The organism is Aestuariirhabdus haliotis (genome assembly GCF_023509475.1).
Classification (GTDB): Bacteria; Pseudomonadota; Gammaproteobacteria; order Pseudomonadales; family Aestuariirhabdaceae; genus Aestuariirhabdus; species Aestuariirhabdus haliotis.
Genome location: NZ_JAKSDZ010000009.1, coordinates 25,487 through 40,645 on the forward strand (window position 1 = coordinate 25,487; position 15,159 = coordinate 40,645).

The 15,159-nt window shown below is 53.1% G+C and carries 13 protein-coding genes; 8 read left to right on the forward strand and 5 right to left on the reverse strand.

What is annotated here, in order from left to right:
• Positions 1-73 precede the first annotated feature (73 nt).
• Positions 74-1,126, forward strand: a complete 1,053-nt coding sequence (locus MIB40_RS08365; RefSeq protein ID WP_319941645.1) for an N-acetylneuraminate synthase family protein — start codon at positions 74-76, stop codon at positions 1,124-1,126.
• An 11-nt stretch (positions 1,127-1,137) separates the two neighbouring features.
• Here MIB40_RS08365 and MIB40_RS08370 read toward each other — a convergent pair whose 3' ends face one another.
• Positions 1,138-1,803 (reverse strand): serine/threonine-protein kinase, encoded by a 666-nt coding sequence (locus MIB40_RS08370; protein WP_249692960.1) that lies wholly within the window; start codon positions 1,801-1,803, stop codon positions 1,138-1,140.
• A 139-nt stretch (positions 1,804-1,942) separates the two neighbouring features.
• Here MIB40_RS08370 and msbA point away from each other — a divergent pair, with 139 nt between their 5' ends.
• Positions 1,943-3,700: a lipid A export permease/ATP-binding protein MsbA gene (gene msbA / locus MIB40_RS08375; RefSeq protein WP_249692962.1), complete on the forward strand. Its 1,758-nt coding sequence runs from the start codon at positions 1,943-1,945 to the stop codon at positions 3,698-3,700.
• Positions 3,701-3,763: 63 nt separating this feature from the next.
• The gene (gene hldE, locus MIB40_RS08380) at positions 3,764-5,191 is read left to right on the forward strand and encodes a bifunctional D-glycero-beta-D-manno-heptose-7-phosphate kinase/D-glycero-beta-D-manno-heptose 1-phosphate adenylyltransferase HldE (RefSeq protein WP_249692963.1); all 1,428 of its coding nucleotides are present in this window, start codon (positions 3,764-3,766) and stop codon (positions 5,189-5,191) included.
• Between the two features lie 64 nt (positions 5,192-5,255).
• Here hldE and MIB40_RS08385 read toward each other — a convergent pair whose 3' ends face one another.
• The 3 genes from MIB40_RS08385 to MIB40_RS08395 are packed head-to-tail and all read right to left on the reverse strand — an operon-like array spanning position 5,256 to position 8,111.
• Positions 5,256-6,122, reverse strand: a complete 867-nt coding sequence (locus MIB40_RS08385; RefSeq protein ID WP_249692965.1) for a hypothetical protein — start codon at positions 6,120-6,122, stop codon at positions 5,256-5,258.
• Between the two features lie 7 nt (positions 6,123-6,129).
• Complete coding sequence (locus MIB40_RS08390; RefSeq protein ID WP_249692967.1) at positions 6,130-6,915, reverse strand: aldo/keto reductase; 786 nt, start codon at positions 6,913-6,915, stop codon at positions 6,130-6,132.
• Positions 6,912-8,111, reverse strand: coding sequence for an FAD-dependent oxidoreductase (locus MIB40_RS08395; RefSeq protein ID WP_249692969.1), 1,200 nt, complete (start codon positions 8,109-8,111; stop codon positions 6,912-6,914). Before MIB40_RS08395 ends, MIB40_RS08390 begins: the two co-directional genes overlap by 4 nt.
• 127 nt (positions 8,112-8,238) lie before the next feature.
• On the opposite strand from MIB40_RS08395, the gene waaA reads away from it, so the two are divergent.
• Entirely contained in the window at positions 8,239-9,528 is a 1,290-nt protein-coding gene (waaA, locus tag MIB40_RS08400; protein WP_249692971.1) for a lipid IV(A) 3-deoxy-D-manno-octulosonic acid transferase, read from the forward strand.
• On the opposite strand, the gene MIB40_RS08405 is transcribed toward waaA, so the two are convergent.
• Positions 9,525-10,907, reverse strand: a complete 1,383-nt coding sequence (locus MIB40_RS08405) for a TolC family outer membrane protein (protein ID WP_249692980.1) — start codon at positions 10,905-10,907, stop codon at positions 9,525-9,527. The two genes, waaA and MIB40_RS08405, sit on opposite strands and share 4 nt — an antisense overlap.
• 271 nt (positions 10,908-11,178) lie before the next feature.
• Here MIB40_RS08405 and thiC point away from each other — a divergent pair, with 271 nt between their 5' ends.
• The 4 genes from thiC (at position 11,179) to MIB40_RS08425 (ending at position 15,148) form a co-directional block, all read left to right on the forward strand.
• The gene (thiC, locus tag MIB40_RS08410; RefSeq protein WP_249692982.1) at positions 11,179-13,056 is read left to right on the forward strand and encodes a phosphomethylpyrimidine synthase ThiC; all 1,878 of its coding nucleotides are present in this window, start codon (positions 11,179-11,181) and stop codon (positions 13,054-13,056) included.
• Position 13,057: 1 nt separating this feature from the next.
• Positions 13,058-13,519 carry a DUF1249 domain-containing protein gene (locus MIB40_RS08415; RefSeq protein WP_249692984.1) on the forward strand — a complete coding sequence of 154 codons (462 nt, stop codon included), beginning with the start codon at positions 13,058-13,060 and terminating at the stop codon, positions 13,517-13,519.
• 140 nt (positions 13,520-13,659) lie between these two features.
• Positions 13,660-14,430, forward strand: a complete 771-nt coding sequence (locus MIB40_RS08420; RefSeq protein ID WP_249692986.1) for a metallophosphoesterase — start codon at positions 13,660-13,662, stop codon at positions 14,428-14,430.
• Positions 14,431-14,527: 97 nt separating this feature from the next.
• Positions 14,528-15,148 carry a YqiA/YcfP family alpha/beta fold hydrolase gene (locus MIB40_RS08425; protein WP_249692988.1) on the forward strand — a complete coding sequence of 207 codons (621 nt, stop codon included), beginning with the start codon at positions 14,528-14,530 and terminating at the stop codon, positions 15,146-15,148.
• Positions 15,149-15,159: the final 11 nt, after the last annotated feature.

The window sequence follows — 15,159 nt, forward strand, 5'->3', positions numbered from 1 at the left end:
TTGTTTTGTTCTAGAATACAGTTTTAGTTTCATAAACTATTTCTTCGATGGTTTTTATAATCCTGGGTTGAGAATGATGAGTACGAAAGCAGAAATTTGTGTTTCAGGCCGTATGATAGGCTATCACTATGATCCGGTTGTCATTGTGGAGATTGGTATTAATCATAAGGGGTCGTTGTCGGTCGCTAAAAGCATGGTTGATACAGCTATCGCCGCCGGGGCTGAAATAATTAAACATCAAACTCACGTTGTATCAGATGAGATGAGCGAGCTCGCACGAGAAACTATTCCGGGCAATGCCACCAAGTCAATTTATGACATAATGGATGAATGCTCTCTAAGTGAAAGGCAGGAAAAGGAGTTGATGGATTACACGGTTTCTCAAGGTGCGATCTTTATTAGTACTCCGTTTTCCAGGGCTGCAGCAGATCGTCTTGAAAGGTTTGATGTGCCAGCCTATAAAATAGGTTCTGGTGAGTGTAATAACTATCCATTGATTGAACATATTGCTCAGTTTGATAAACCCGTCATTCTCAGTACGGGAATGAACGATTTGACAAGCGTTTCGAAAGCTGTCGATATATTTAGAAAATACAACACACCATTCGCCTTGTTACATACAACTAATCTTTATCCCACTCCACCTGAATTAGTTCGGTTGGCAGCGATGAGTGATCTTGAAAAAAACTTTCCTGATGCAGTGATAGGGCTTTCCGATCACACCACAGACAATTTGGCTTGTTTTGGCGCAGTTGCCCTGGGTGCTTCGATACTAGAAAGGCATTACACCGATACGATGGAGCGGGATGGACCCGATATTGTATGTTCAATGGATCCTGCTGCTTTGGAAGAGCTTATTCGAGGCTCAAAAATCCTGAAACTTGAGCGTGGTGGTAGTAAAAATGTTCTTCTTGAAGAGGAGCAAGTGACCAGAGATTTCGCTTTTTCAACTGTAGTGGCGATTAAGAATATTGAATCGGGTGATATTTTAACCAAAGATAATATCTGGGTTAAGCGACCGGGTGTCGGTGATATTCAAGCGGAATGTTTTGAGCAGCTTCTGGGGAAGAAGGCTAAGAGAAAGATTCATAATGATGAGCATTTAGGTTGGGATGACTTTGAATAATCTGTTTTTATCTAATTCATTCCCAGTGCTGTTTTTAGTGCCGCAATGGTTGATGGCTTAAGAGGTCGAGTCGCTGAGCAATAGCTGTCAATAAGCTGCTGCCCAGCTTCGCTATTGGGATCAAGATTTTCTTGATCCTGTTTTCCTTTGATGAGATGGGCAAAGTTACGAATACGAAGTCCATCGCGTAAGGGACCGTTAAAAATTTTCATATCCGATATGTCTATGATACCCAGGTCTCCATTGGGGGTTTGGACTAAATTTCCCAGATGTATAGAGCGGAAGTACACGCCTTTTTGGTGGAGCTCGGCAATGTAATGTCCCAGTTGTTGCACTAGATCCTGGCTCATGGGGCTATGATTCTGCCGGTATAGATCGCGCAGAGTAACCCCGGGTAAGGGGTGATAATGAACGCATTCTCTTTCCGGATTCTGTAGCCGAAACCGTTCGATCACACGAACAGTGTGAATGTTTCGCGCCGTTAGCTTTTCCGCATTTGAGGCAAAGCGTCGGCTATAAGGATAGATAAGGGCTGATGAAAGCCACCGCTTTCGACGAAAAAGCTTTAGGAAAGTGCCATCGCTCAATCTGAGTACTTTAAGGCCGTAGCCATCCTCTTCGAGGATTTTGGCATTGTCGATTAAAGCTTCAAACTGATCGGAGGTCAGGGTTTTCATGAATAAGGCGGGGAAATGTTGAAAGCCTGAATTTTACCCGTAATCAGGCTGGAATCACAGAACTATGGTATCCTCAGCCTCCTTCTACAAAGGCCATTCGGTAACTTCCCATTAAAAATAGAGTTGGAAAGAAAACTTCGTGAGCTCATCTACTAAAGCCCAATCTGAAAACGGTATCAGGGTTTACCTGCGTCTGTTGGGGTACGTTAAGCCTTATATTTTCCCTTTTGCCATTAGTATTCTCGGATTTGCCTTCTTCGCGGCGACGCAGCCCGGGTATGCGAAGCTGGTTGAATATTTTATAGAAGGCCTTGAAGGGGCTGACGAACGTTTTCTGTACATGGTGCCGTTGGCTGTCGTTGGCTTGGCCATATTGCGCGGAATAGGCTCATTTTTGGGTAACTATTATCTGGCACGGGTATCTCAAGGATTAGTTCATGATATCCGGGTAGAGCTTTTCAATAAGCTGGTGACCCTGCCTGCTCGTTACTTTGATGATAATAACTCGGGCCACCTGATCTCGCGTATTACCTATAACGTCACCATGGTAACGGGGGCGGCCACCGATGCCATCAAGGTGGTGGTGCGCGAAGGGTTAACGGTGATTTTCTTGCTGGGCTACCTGTTTTGGACCAACTGGAAGCTGACTCTGGTATTTCTGGCGATATTACCCATTATTGCCTTGGTGGTTGGTGTCGTGGGTAAGCGTTTGCGCAAGCTCAGCCATAAAATTCAGGACGCTATGGGGGATATCACCCATGTCTCTTCTGAAACCATCAAGGGCTATCGCGTGGTACGTAGTTTTGGTGGCGAAACCTTCGAAAAGGGCCGTTTTCTCGGCGCGAGTCTGAATAACCTTCGACAGGCGCTAAAGATGGTCAAGGTGTCTGCGATTACTACCCCGGTACTGCAGTTTCTGGTGATCAGCGCCATGGGAGCGATTATGTTCCTGGTGCTGTATATGCGGGATACCTCGTCGACCGCGGCGCTGATCTCCTTTGTAGTTGCCGCTGGAATGTTGCCCAAACCGATTCGGCAGCTGTCGGAGGTGTATGGCAACATCCAGAAGGGTATTGCCGCCTGCGAGACCATTTTCGAGCAGCTGGATGAAACCCAGGAACTGGACCAGGGAGACTACCAGGTAGCACGAATCGAGGGTCGTATCGAAGTCCGGGACCTCAGCTTCTCCTACAATACGGAAGAAGGCCCGGTTATTAATCAGCTGAATTTCGCTGTGGAGCCTGGCCAGACGGTGGCGCTGGTTGGCCGTTCGGGCAGCGGTAAAACAACTCTGGCCAATCTGATTCCCCGTTTTTATAACCATGACGAGGGTGACATTCTGGTCGATGGCGTGGCCGTCGAAACCTACAGCTTGCAAAGCCTCAGGGCCCAGATTGCGATCGTCGGGCAGCAGGTTAGCCTGTTTAACGACACGGTCGCCTGCAACATCGCTTATGGCGATCTTCAGGATGCGCCTGAAGAGGATATCAAGGCCGCCGCCGAGTCGGCCTACGCGATGGAGTTTATCAAGGATCTCCCGGACGGTTTGCATACACTGATCGGGGAAGAAGGTGTTCGTTTGTCTGGTGGTCAACGACAACGCCTGGCGATTGCGCGAGCCATACTGAAGGATGCGCCGATTCTGATCCTGGATGAGGCAACATCGGCACTGGATACCGAATCGGAGCGCTATATTCAGTCGGCGCTGGACGAGGTCATGAAAAATCGCACCACGTTAGTGATCGCACACCGCTTGTCGACGATCGAGAATGCCGATTGTATTCTGGTTATGGATAAGGGGCGTATCGTCGAGAGCGGTACCCATGATGAGCTACTGGCCAAAGGTCAACATTACGCTCGCTTGCATCGTCAGCAATTTAAAGATGATGCTGAATAATATTTTCGTGCGTTGGATAACTCGTTATTCTGTCATTCACTGCAAACCCCGGATACTCATAAGATGACTCTATCTTTCCCTCGTTTTGACCAGGCGCGCGTGCTCGTTGTTGGTGATGTGATGCTTGACCGTTATTGGCATGGTGATACCTCGCGTATATCTCCGGAGGCACCGGTGCCGGTGGTCAAGGTCGGGCAGGTGGAAGATCGTCCTGGTGGAGCGGGTAACGTTGCCTTGAATATTGCGGCGCTGGGGGCACCGGCTTATCTGGTGGCTGTTACGGGGCAGGATGAGGCCGCCGAAGTGTTGCGCACGCGTCTCGAGGCGGCCGGGGTGCATTGTGACTTTGAAGCGCTTCCCGACGACCCGACAATCACCAAGCTCAGGGTGATAAGCCACAGTCAGCAATTGATTCGACTCGATTTTGAAGAAGCATTTGGAGAGCTGGATGAGCAAGCGATAGCGTCTCGTGTATCGAGCTTGTTGGGCGAGGTCGATGTCGTCATCCTTTCCGACTACAACAAAGGCGCGCTGCGTAACCATCAGCAACTGATTGAGATGGCCCGTGATGCCGGAGTGCCGGTATTGGCGGATCCCAAAGGACATGACTTCAGTCTCTATCAGGGGGCCACTCTGATCACCCCAAATCTGCATGAGTTTGAGGCCGTGGTCGGCCATTGTAAGGATGAGCAGCAGCTGGTTGATAAAGGCATCGCACTGTTACGTGAGTTACAACTGGGTGCATTGCTGATTACTCGGGGAGAGCATGGCATGACGTTGCTACGTGACGGAGAACCCGAGTTGCACCTTCCGGCCAAGGCGCGTGAAGTCTATGACGTGACAGGAGCCGGGGATACGGTTATCTCGGTTCTGGCGGCGGCTCTGGGGGCGGGTGAGTCGATGCCCAAGGCGGTGTCTTTGGCCAATATTGCGGCTGGTGTTGTGGTCGGCAAACTGGGTACCGCGGCAATCAGCGCGCCGGAATTGCGCCGGGCCGTACAGCAGAATCAGGGTTCGAAGGGCGGTGTGATGAGTGCCGAGCAGTTGCGTATTGCGGTGGATGACGCTCGTGCCCATGGTGAACGGATTGTCTTTACCAATGGTTGCTTTGATATTTTGCATGCTGGTCATGTGGGGTACCTGGAACAAGCCCGGGCCCTTGGTGATCGCCTGATCGTCGCGGTAAACAGTGATGAATCCGTACATCGCCTCAAGGGAGAGGGCCGGCCGATTAATCCGGCTGAGCGGCGCATGGCGGTCCTGGCAGGCCTGGAGGCAGTCGATTGGTCTGTCTGCTTTGTGGAAGACACGCCGGAAGCCCTGATCGAACTGATTCGTCCGGATGTTCTGGTCAAAGGCGGAGACTATGGTATCGATGGTGTTGTGGGCGGAGAGATGGTGCTCGCGTATGGCGGCGAGGTTCAGGTGCTGGATTTTCTCGATAACTGCTCTACCACAGCCATTGTGAATAAAATTCTCGATAAGCTCTGACTGCTTTCGGGCTGTTCTGCCTAGCGTGTTGGCTGGAGATAGATCCTCGGAATAGACGATAGCCTTAACAGAAGGGCCGGTACTCATTCAGGCCAATATGATTGCCGTTTACCCATAAGCCCTGACGCGGCAGGAAATACTCGCTCAGGCAGCTACCGTTGTCCGGCTCGGCAGCGATCAACAGGCCGTCCCTAAGCTGGAAAAAACCACCATCGAGCAGGTTGTGCTCGTTCAGGGAGGCGAGCCAGAGTGGCGCTTTCTCCTCCCAATGGGTTTCCAGCAGGCCGCTTGATGGATTCAGCGCCTCCTCCAGCTGCCATAAGCTCAGACCTTCGCATCCGTCGGGCAATTCCAGATCCCAGTGAAAGACCAGTTGTACGCTATTCGTTGGTCGGTGCAGGTAGCACTCTACCGCGTCCAGTGTCCGTCCCTGATAATTAATCGGCAGGTGGCTGGCAAAGTTAGCGCTGCTTAGGTTGGCATTGCTCTCGGTGTAGCTGACGTGACCAGCGTAACTGCAAGGCAACGGAATCCGGTTGCGGATAACGGGTAATAGGCCGTCAGGCTGCTGTAGCAAGATCTCTTCACTGATCTCCTGTTCCAACGCTGTTTCTGGGGCGGAAAGGTGCGACAGGGCAACGTAACCCGATGGCAGTTTGAGTACGGTATCGCCGAAATCCGGCCGTTGATGCTGTATCAATAGCAGGAAGTGCCGCTGTTTCCAGATCAGCCTCAGAAACCCCGAAACTCCCAGATTAGAAGCTACAAAAGGCTGAGCTTCCGGCGCCGATGAGTGTGGTTTACGCTGGCGTTGCAGATCAATGAAGCTAAAGGGATCGCCACAAGGCTCAAGCTGAACTGAACCTGAAGCGAACCCTACTCGAATATTGCGGGTTTGGAATTGATCGGGACTGTGTTGGCTGAGCAGCATCCTGGGATTAGCTGCCTAGCAGTTCCTGAACGGTTTGCTGATTGCTGCGCAGATGAGCTTCGTTGATGGTGCCAATAATGGCACTACAAACGCCGGGACGAGCAAAGACGAATTCCATACTTTGTCGTGCCGGGTCTTCCCCGGTTTGACACAGGTGCCCACTGGCCAGCGCTTTTTTAATCAGGATGCCCTTGTTGTGAGCCTGAGCGTAATCGATCACTTCGCCTTCTTGTTGCTCGTTGAGGTTGTAGGTGACCATGGCGCAGTCGCTTTGTTGCAGGGCGGCGATAGCACCCTCAACCGTTTTGCTGGAGATGCCGGTGGCGCGAATCAGGCCTTTTTGTTTGAGCTCGTTAAGTACCTCCAGGGTGCCATAGCGCTGTACGATATCCAGATCATTGCCATCGGAATGCACCAGTACCAGGTCCAGGACATCGGTCTTAAGCCGCTTTAGGCTGCGCTCTACACTGAATCGTGTATGTTCCGGAGAGAAATCAAAATGAGAGGCGCCGCGAATAAACTCTTCCCCCACCTTGGTGCAGATCACCCAGCGCTCACGTTGCCCCGCCAACAGGGTGCCGAGTCGTTCTTCGCTGGTGCCGTAGGCCGGCGCGGTATCGATCAGGTTGATCCCCAGATCAGCCGCTAGATTGATCAGTTGCAGCGCCTGTCGGTCATCGGGAATGCTGAATCCCTGTGGGTACTTGACGCCCTCGTTGCGTCCCAGTTTAACCGTCCCCAAACCGAGTGGTGAGACAGTCAATCCGGTATCGGCGATGGCTCGATGGATCATTCAAAGGCTCCCTGCCAAAAGGGTTGGGCCGGTTCGGGGCTACGTAAGAAGGAGGGGCGTTCGGGTTGAGAGTGCTGTGGCACAACGTCTTGCTGCTTCAGTTGGTCGCGAACCTCATCGCCCAGATTAGGCGCCAGCGCCAGTTTGGTTGGCCAGCTGATAAAGGCGTTGTGAAGGGCTTTGCAGTAAGCGGCATCAGGGCGAAGCAGGCTGTTTTGCTTAGGCTCCGCGCGGTCGACACGCAATGTGCTCCACTGCGCCTCACTCAGGTCGATCCAGGGCATAAGCTGCTGCAGTTCCTGACGGCAAGCGGCTATCTGTTGCTCGTGATCCCGTTTAACCCCGCTTTCAGCGGGTTCACCACCGATGTACCAGATCCAGTCTCCATTGTTGTCCGGGTGGCTGGTGATGGTCAGGCGCGGCAAAGTGCTGGTGCCGATGCAATGTGCAAACAGGGGTTCAGCACCAGGTACCTTGACCAGAGTCATATGCAGGGGTCGTAGCTGCATTTTCGGCCCTTCAACCCCCCAATGCTGGATCAACTCGGCCGTGCCTGCCCCGGAGGTAAAGATATATCGCTGGGCTTTGAGCTGAACGGGGTCATCATAGCCACCGAGACTGATATTGCGGATTGCACCCGACTCATCCCGGTTGATCTGGCTGCAGGACCAGTCAACGGCCAGTGTGTGCTCATGCAGCCCATCGGTCAGAGAGCTAACCAGGCTGGGAATATCCAGAACGAATTCGTTGAGTTGATACAACGTGCCCTTGAAGGAGGGGTGTTGGAAAAAGGCTGGATAGCCTTTGGGTTTAAGTTGGTCGACTCTGCCGCGCAGCGCTTTACTGGCGAAAAAAGCGGTCATTTTAGAACCGAGCCCGGCGCTTGACCACATGTAATGGTGAGGGCTCAGGACACGAGTAGCGCTCAGGTCGAGTTCACCCTTGCCCTCGATGCAACTGCGCCAGCGATCGGGCATGCCGGCGATGCATTCCGAGGCACTGGTCAGGTTGCCGGACAGGGCATATTTGGTGCCGCCATGAATAATACCCTGGGATTTAACGGTCTGTTCACCGCCAAGCTTATGGCTTTCCAATAGCAGGGTAGAATATCCCTGTTGACTCAAACTTTTCAGTAGCCAGAGGCCAGCGATACCACCGCCAATGATGACGATGTCTGTATCCAGTGTGTGCATCATAACCTGATTATCCAGCGTTAAAGTGCGACAGTATACGACTGGCTTACGATAAGGTCACCGCCAGCGGACTCAATTGGTGCAGGAAAAGGGTATACTTTTGGCCTCTTTTTCCAGTGTCGTCCTACTTATGGTTAACCGTTTTAGTTACAGCCTCCTGTTTTACCTGCTTGTTCCCTTTGTCGGCCTGCGTTTGCTCTATCGAGCCTGGCGCGCGCCTTTGTATGCCCGGCGCTGGGCTGAACGTTTCGGATGGTTTGATGCGTCTTCTTTGGCAGGTAAACCGGTGCTTTGGGTGCACAGCGTTTCGGTGGGGGAATCGATTGCCGCGGCTCCATTGGTGAAAGGCTTGCAGCGCCAGTACCCAAGCCATCAATTGGTCGTAACCACGATGACCCCGACTGGCTCGGAGCGGGTGAAAGCGCTTTATGGTGATACGGTTTTTCATGTTTATGCGCCCTACGATTTACCAGACGCCGTAGCTCGCTTTATGCGGAGTATTCGACCGCAATTGGCGGTCATTATGGAAACCGAGCTATGGCCCAATACGGTTGCCGCTTGCCACAAACAGGGCGTTCCGGTACTGCTTGCCAATGCACGCCTGTCGGCTCGAAGTGCCCGGGGGTATGCTCGTTTTCCTGCTCTGGTTGGGCCAATGATGAAAGCCTTGCATGTTGCCGCCCAGAGTGAAGAAGCGGCTGAGCGATTTAGGCAACTGGGTGTCTCGCCGGACAGAGTTCAGGTTACCGGTAGCTTGAAATTCGATCTGGGTGTTGACGATGCTGTGAAGCAGCAGGGGGTTGAGTTGCGACAGCAATGGTTAATGAATCAGAAGCCGGAAACCACGGTTATCGTGGCCGCCAGTACTCATCAGGGGGAAGACGAGCAGGTGCTGGATGCGATCACTGGACTGGATCGTCCGGCTTTGCTGGTGTTGGTGCCACGGCATCCGGAGCGATTTGGCAAGGTGGCCGAGCTTTTATCAAGGCGGGGCCTGAAATTCGCTCGCCGCAGCCGGCAAGAGGCGGTAAATGCCGACACAACGGTGGTGCTGGCGGACACCATGGGAGAGATGTTGAGGCTTTTAGCCGCCGCCGATATAGCCTTTATTGGTGGCAGCCTGGTGCCCACGGGTGGACACAATATGTTGGAGGCGTCCGTCTTGGGAGTGCCGGTATTGAGTGGCCCTCACCTGTTTAATTTCCAGGAAATCAGCGATCAGTTGGTGCAAGCCAAGGCGATGAAGGTTGTTCAGGATGCGGTGGAATTAGGGCAAGCGTTACGCTTGTTGGTATCCAATCCTGCGGCCTTGCAGGATATGGGGGCCGCCGGCCACGCTGTCGTTGAGCGTAATAAAGGTGCTTTGCAGAATCAGCTTGAAATGTGCGGGCACCTGATAACAGGTGCCCGAACTGACTAGAGTTCCGGTAACAGCTCAGTGTCGGTCTTGCTGATCCACTGGTTAAGGTCCGACAGGTCCTGCGGACTGAGGGTGCCTGCTTCCTGCTTCAAACGCAGGGTATTAAGGATGTAGTCGTAACGCGCGTTGAGGTAATCCCGCTGCGACGCGTACAGATTTCGCTGGGCGTTGAGTACATCGACGATATTACGTGAGCCAACTTCGTAGCCGCTTTCGGTGGCTTCCAGGGCGCTTTGAGTCGAAATGATGCCCTGGGCACGCGCAGAAATACGCTGCACATCGGCCACCACGGTGCTGAACAGGTTGCGAGCCCGTTGGCTGGTCTGGCGGTTAAGGGAATCAAGCTTATCCTGGGCTTCCTGCAAACGATAAGTGGCTTCGCGGACCCGAGAGCTGGTACCGCCGCCGCTGAAGATGGGCAAGCTGAGTTCGAGTCCTGCATAGCTGGAGTTTTGTTTGCCGTCGAAGCCCGTTGTGGTCAGGGAGGGGTTGCCTGTGACGCTGTGGTTATAGCGGGCAACGGCATCGACGGTGGGGGCGTGACCCGCTTTTTGCAGCTTGAGTGTTTCTTCGGTGGCTCGGACGGCTTCCCGCGCGGCCAGGATGTTCAGGTTTTGTACCAAGGATGAATTAACCCATTCCTCTTTGACCTTGGGTGCCGGATCTACCACGGGCATCTCTTTATCGAGACTGCCAATTTCACGATGCTCTCTGGCGGTCAGGGTGCGCAGTCTTTCAAGGCTGACTTCGACGTCGTTTTCGGCGACGATGCGGTTAACTCGCGCATTGTCGTACACCGCCCGGGCTTCATGAACATCGGTCTGGGCGATCAGGCCAACCTCGAAACGCTGTTCGGCCTGCTCCAGCTGACGCTTGAAGGCTTTCTCTTCGGAGATGGTTGTGGTCAGGGTGTCCTCGGCACGCAATACCGCAAAGTAGGCATCGGCAACGCGCAGAATCAGATCCTGTTGAGCGACGCTGTAATCGGCTTTGGCCTGGTCGGACAGAGCCTTGGCACGAGTATAGGTAAACCAGCGTTCCAGACGAAAGACCGGTTGTACCAGTTGTGCGGCCCAACCATGTTCGTTGTAGCTGTTGGTTCGGTTGAACGGTGGGTTTGATGTGGAATCGAGGTTACGTTCGGTATTAGTGGATGTCGACGCGCTCATCGAAATATTGGGTAATAGACCGGCGATGCCCTGGGCGGGTAGTTCCTCGTTCGCTTTCAGCGAGGCGCCTGCGGCGGCCAGTTCAGCATCATTGGCCAGCGACTGATTGTAGATTTCCAGCAAATCTGCTGGTTCCCCCTGGGCATACACCGATGTGCTCAGTGCTGCCAGACCGGCTAAAAGGAAGCTTGGTAGATGTTTATAAGCCATATGCTGTGGTGTTCCTTGTCTGTTTGAACTTCGGAGCCCTGAAAGCGATTACGCTATCTGTATAATGTTGGCCGCTGTTTGACGTAACCTAGTGTAACAAAACGGAATAGGGTCGGAGTATAAAGTATACTGCCGGACAGTATATAGTAGCCGAATCAATATCCAGTGCCTGATCGACCGATTTTGCCAACCATTGGCAACGCGCTTTGGGTGCTTCTCCTCATCGTATCCTTGATACGTCAACCTGACTCAGATTTAGATAGGGCCATACATGAATAAATCAGCCAATGAATTATTGAGCGAAACAGCGGTAGTTGATGGAGACTCGGTCAAACCTTTTCCCAATTCACGCAAAATATACGTTGAAGGTAGTCGTCCTGATATTCAGGTGCCGATGAGGGAGATTTCTTTGGCCGATACCCCCACCGATTTTGGCGGCGAGCCGAACGAGCCAGTGGTGGTCTATGATACCTCGGGGCCCTACACCGACCCGAAGGTGTCGATCGATGTTCGAGCCGGGCTGGCGCCGCTGCGTGACGACTGGGTTAAAGAGCGGTCGGACACCGAAACCTTATCAGGATCGAGTTCCCATTTTGCCCTCGAACGGGAACAGGACCAGAGTCTGGATTCTTTGCGTTTTACTTTGCAGCGCAAGCCTCGTCGAGCCTTGAAGGGGAAAAATGTTACCCAGTTGCATTATGCCCGTCAGGGTATCATCACACCCGAAATGGAGTTTGTTGCCATTCGGGAAAATATGAAATTACAGGAAGCTCGTGCGCAAGGGCCTCTGGAGCAGCATCCCGGACACTCTTTTGGCGCCTCGATTCCTGAGCAGATTACCCCTGAATTCGTTCGTGATGAGATCGCTCGTGGCCGGGCTATTCTCCCGGTCAATATCAATCACCCCGAAGTGGAGCCCATGATTATTGGTCGTAACTTCCTGGTGAAGATAAACGGCAATATTGGTAACAGTGCGCTGGGCTCCTCGATCGAAGAAGAGGTGGCCAAGCTGACCTGGGGGATTCGTTGGGGGGCCGATACCATCATGGATCTGTCCACCGGCAAGAATATTCATGAAACCCGCGAGTGGATTATCCGTAACTCGCCAGTGCCGATCGGTACCGTGCCCATTTACCAGGCTCTGGAAAAAGTAAATGGCGTCGCCGAAGACCTTACCTGGGAGATTTTTCGCGATACCCTGATCGAGCAAGCCGAGCAGGGTGTCGATTACTTCACCATCCATGCCGGCGTATTGCTGCGCCATGTGCCCATGACCGCCAAACGAGTGACCGGTATTGTGTCTCGCGGAGGCTCCATCATGGCCAAATGGTGTCTGGCGCACCATAAGGAAAATTTCCTGTACACCCATTTCGAAGATATCTGCCAGATTATGAAGGCTTACGATGTCTCCTTCTCGCTGGGTGACGGGTTGCGTCCTGGCTCGATTGCCGATGCCAACGATGAGGCCCAGTTTGGCGAGTTGGAAGCGCTGGGTGAGTTGACCAAAATTGCCTGGAAACACGATGTTCAGACCATTATCGAAGGTCCGGGCCATATTCCGATGCATATGATCAAAGAGAATATGGACAAGCAGTTGAAGGAGTGTGACGAGGCACCCTTCTACACGCTGGGACCGCTGACCACGGATATTGCGCCGGGTTACGATCACATCACCTCGGGTATCGGGGCGGCCATGATTGGTTGGTACGGGTGCGCTATGCTTTGCTATGTCACACCCAAGGAGCATCTGGGCTTGCCCAACAAGGACGATGTCAAACAAGGCATCATCACCTACAAGATTGCCGCCCATGCGGCGGATCTGGCCAAGGGGCATCCAGGAGCGCAAATTCGCGATAACGCGATGTCCAAGGCGCGTTTTGAATTCCGTTGGGAAGACCAGTTTAACCTGGGTCTGGATCCAGACACGGCCCGTGCGTACCACGACGAAACGTTACCCAAGGAGTCTGCCAAGGTAGCGCACTTCTGTTCTATGTGCGGTCCCAAATTCTGTTCCATGAAAATCAGCCAGGAAGTTCGTGAGCTGGATGATAACCAGATTGCGGCCATCAATATCGAAGCGGACAAGGGCATGCAACAGAAGTCGGCTGAATTCAAGGAGCAGGGCTCGGAGCTCTACCATAAGGTGTAATGTGGCTACTCAGTTCGTCAAACAGCGGTATAGCATTGATCTTGTCGCGCAGCAGGCGCTTTGCGAACATAACTATGCCCGTTTGATGAAACTGTTGCCCCGTTGGGACCGGGTTGACGAGCAGCGTTATGGTATTCATTACGGTGAACATCAGGCATCGGTCTGTTTCCTGATCCAGCAGCGTTGCCCCTTCACCAGTATGCTGGAGGTGAGTCACGAGGCCGATTGGGGGCACTGGCTGGCACCACCAGTGATGCAAGTGCGGGTCTATCATGACCTGCGCATGGCAGAGGTGGTCAGTACCCTCAACCGTCAACACCTGGCTGCACGTTACGACTATCCCAATAGCAACATGGATCTGCCTGACGAAAAGGCTCAGTGGAATCGCTTTCTGGGCGAATGGCTGAGTCATTGCATCGAGGGTGGCGTCAGCCTTGATTCGTGGAATACGGCATCGTTGTGACTGAGTTGGAATTTTTGCCATAAAGCCCCTGAGTCGAAGCGGGGGCGCTGTTATAGTGGCCTACTCAATAAATCTAACGGCTAGTCGTCGTGCCCTAGGAGTGCTTGTTGTCCAGCTCAGGTTCGTCATCGGTGATCAGGATGATGCAAATCACGGATTGTCACCTGTTTGCCCAATCGGGTGATCGGTTGATGGGGGTGGACACCACAGAAACCCTGGATTGGGTGCTGGAACTGGCAGCCTCGCTGGATCGTCCCGATCGCCTGTTGCTGACCGGAGACCTGGCTCAGGATGGCTCGGTAGCGGCGTACGCCAAGCTACGGGATCGGATCGCTGGTTTGCAGGCACCGGCCAGCTGGATTTGCGGCAACCACGACAACGCCGAAGCGATGGCGGACGCGTTGGTTGACCAGCCGCAAGCGCTAGGTAAATTGCAGCGAATGGGTAACTGGCAACTGATCCTGCTGCATACCCAGGTGGAAGATGAGGTCGGTGGCTTTTTAGCCGAGTCCGAGTTGGCCCTGGTCGAGCAAAGCCTGAAGGACTTCGAAGGTCATAGCCTGATAGCCATGCACCATCATCCACTGGCGATGGACAGTCAATGGATGGATCGTATCGCGATTGCCAATAGTGAACAGCTGTGGCAAAAGCTATCGCACGCACAGGGCAAGGTGGTGCTGCTCTGCGGGCATGTCCATCAACAACAGGAATTGCAGCGCGATGGCATAGAGTTGTTCACCACGCCGGCCACCTGCTTTCAGTTCTCCCCTCATAGCCGCGAGTTTGGTGTCACCGATGAGATGCCCGGCTTGCGTACCTTCGAGCTTTATGACGACGGTTCTGTATCCAGTCGCGTGCATAGGGTCAGCGGACGCAAGTTGAGCCTGAACAGGGAGTTGATGGGGTATTAATTGGGTCGTGGTTTCAGAGCGGCTTGTTTCAAACCGGGTATTTGCTTACTCTTCCCTGCTTCGTTTCTTATTTTCTGCGGCGTAAATCATCTGTCTTATGGCAAATTCTGTTCCCTTGCTGGTTTATATTCACGGCTTTAACAGCTCCTCGGCGTCGTTTAAAGCACAGCAACTGCAGCAGGATCTTGAGCAGCAGTGCTTTACCTGTGAACTCTGGCTACCGGATCTGTCCCATTGGCCGGCCCAGGCGGTACAACAATTGTTCACGCGCCTGAAACCGGAGGTTGGCAAGCGCCCAATCGCTCTGATCGGTAGTTCGCTGGGGGGGTACTATGGCACCTGGCTACGCCAACGTCTGCTGTCCGAAGCGCCCCAAGGCACCCGAATTCCGTTGGCCCTGATCAACCCGGCGGTGCGCCCTTATGAGTATTGGGATAACTATCTTGGGGAGCAGGAGAACCACTATACCGGTGAGCGCTATACCCTGACCCAGGACCATGTGCGCCAGTTAGTGCTGCTGGATGTGGCGCAAGTGAGTGACCCCGAGGATTGTTTGCTATTGCTGCAAACCGGGGATGAAACGCTGGATTACCGTCGAGCCCTGGAGCGTTATCCTAACAGTCAACAGCAGGTTGAAGAGGGAGGCTCCCATGGATTTGATGGGTTCGAAGCCAAACTGCCTAACCTGTACCGTTTTTTTCATTTTATTGATGCGTAGTGATATCACCC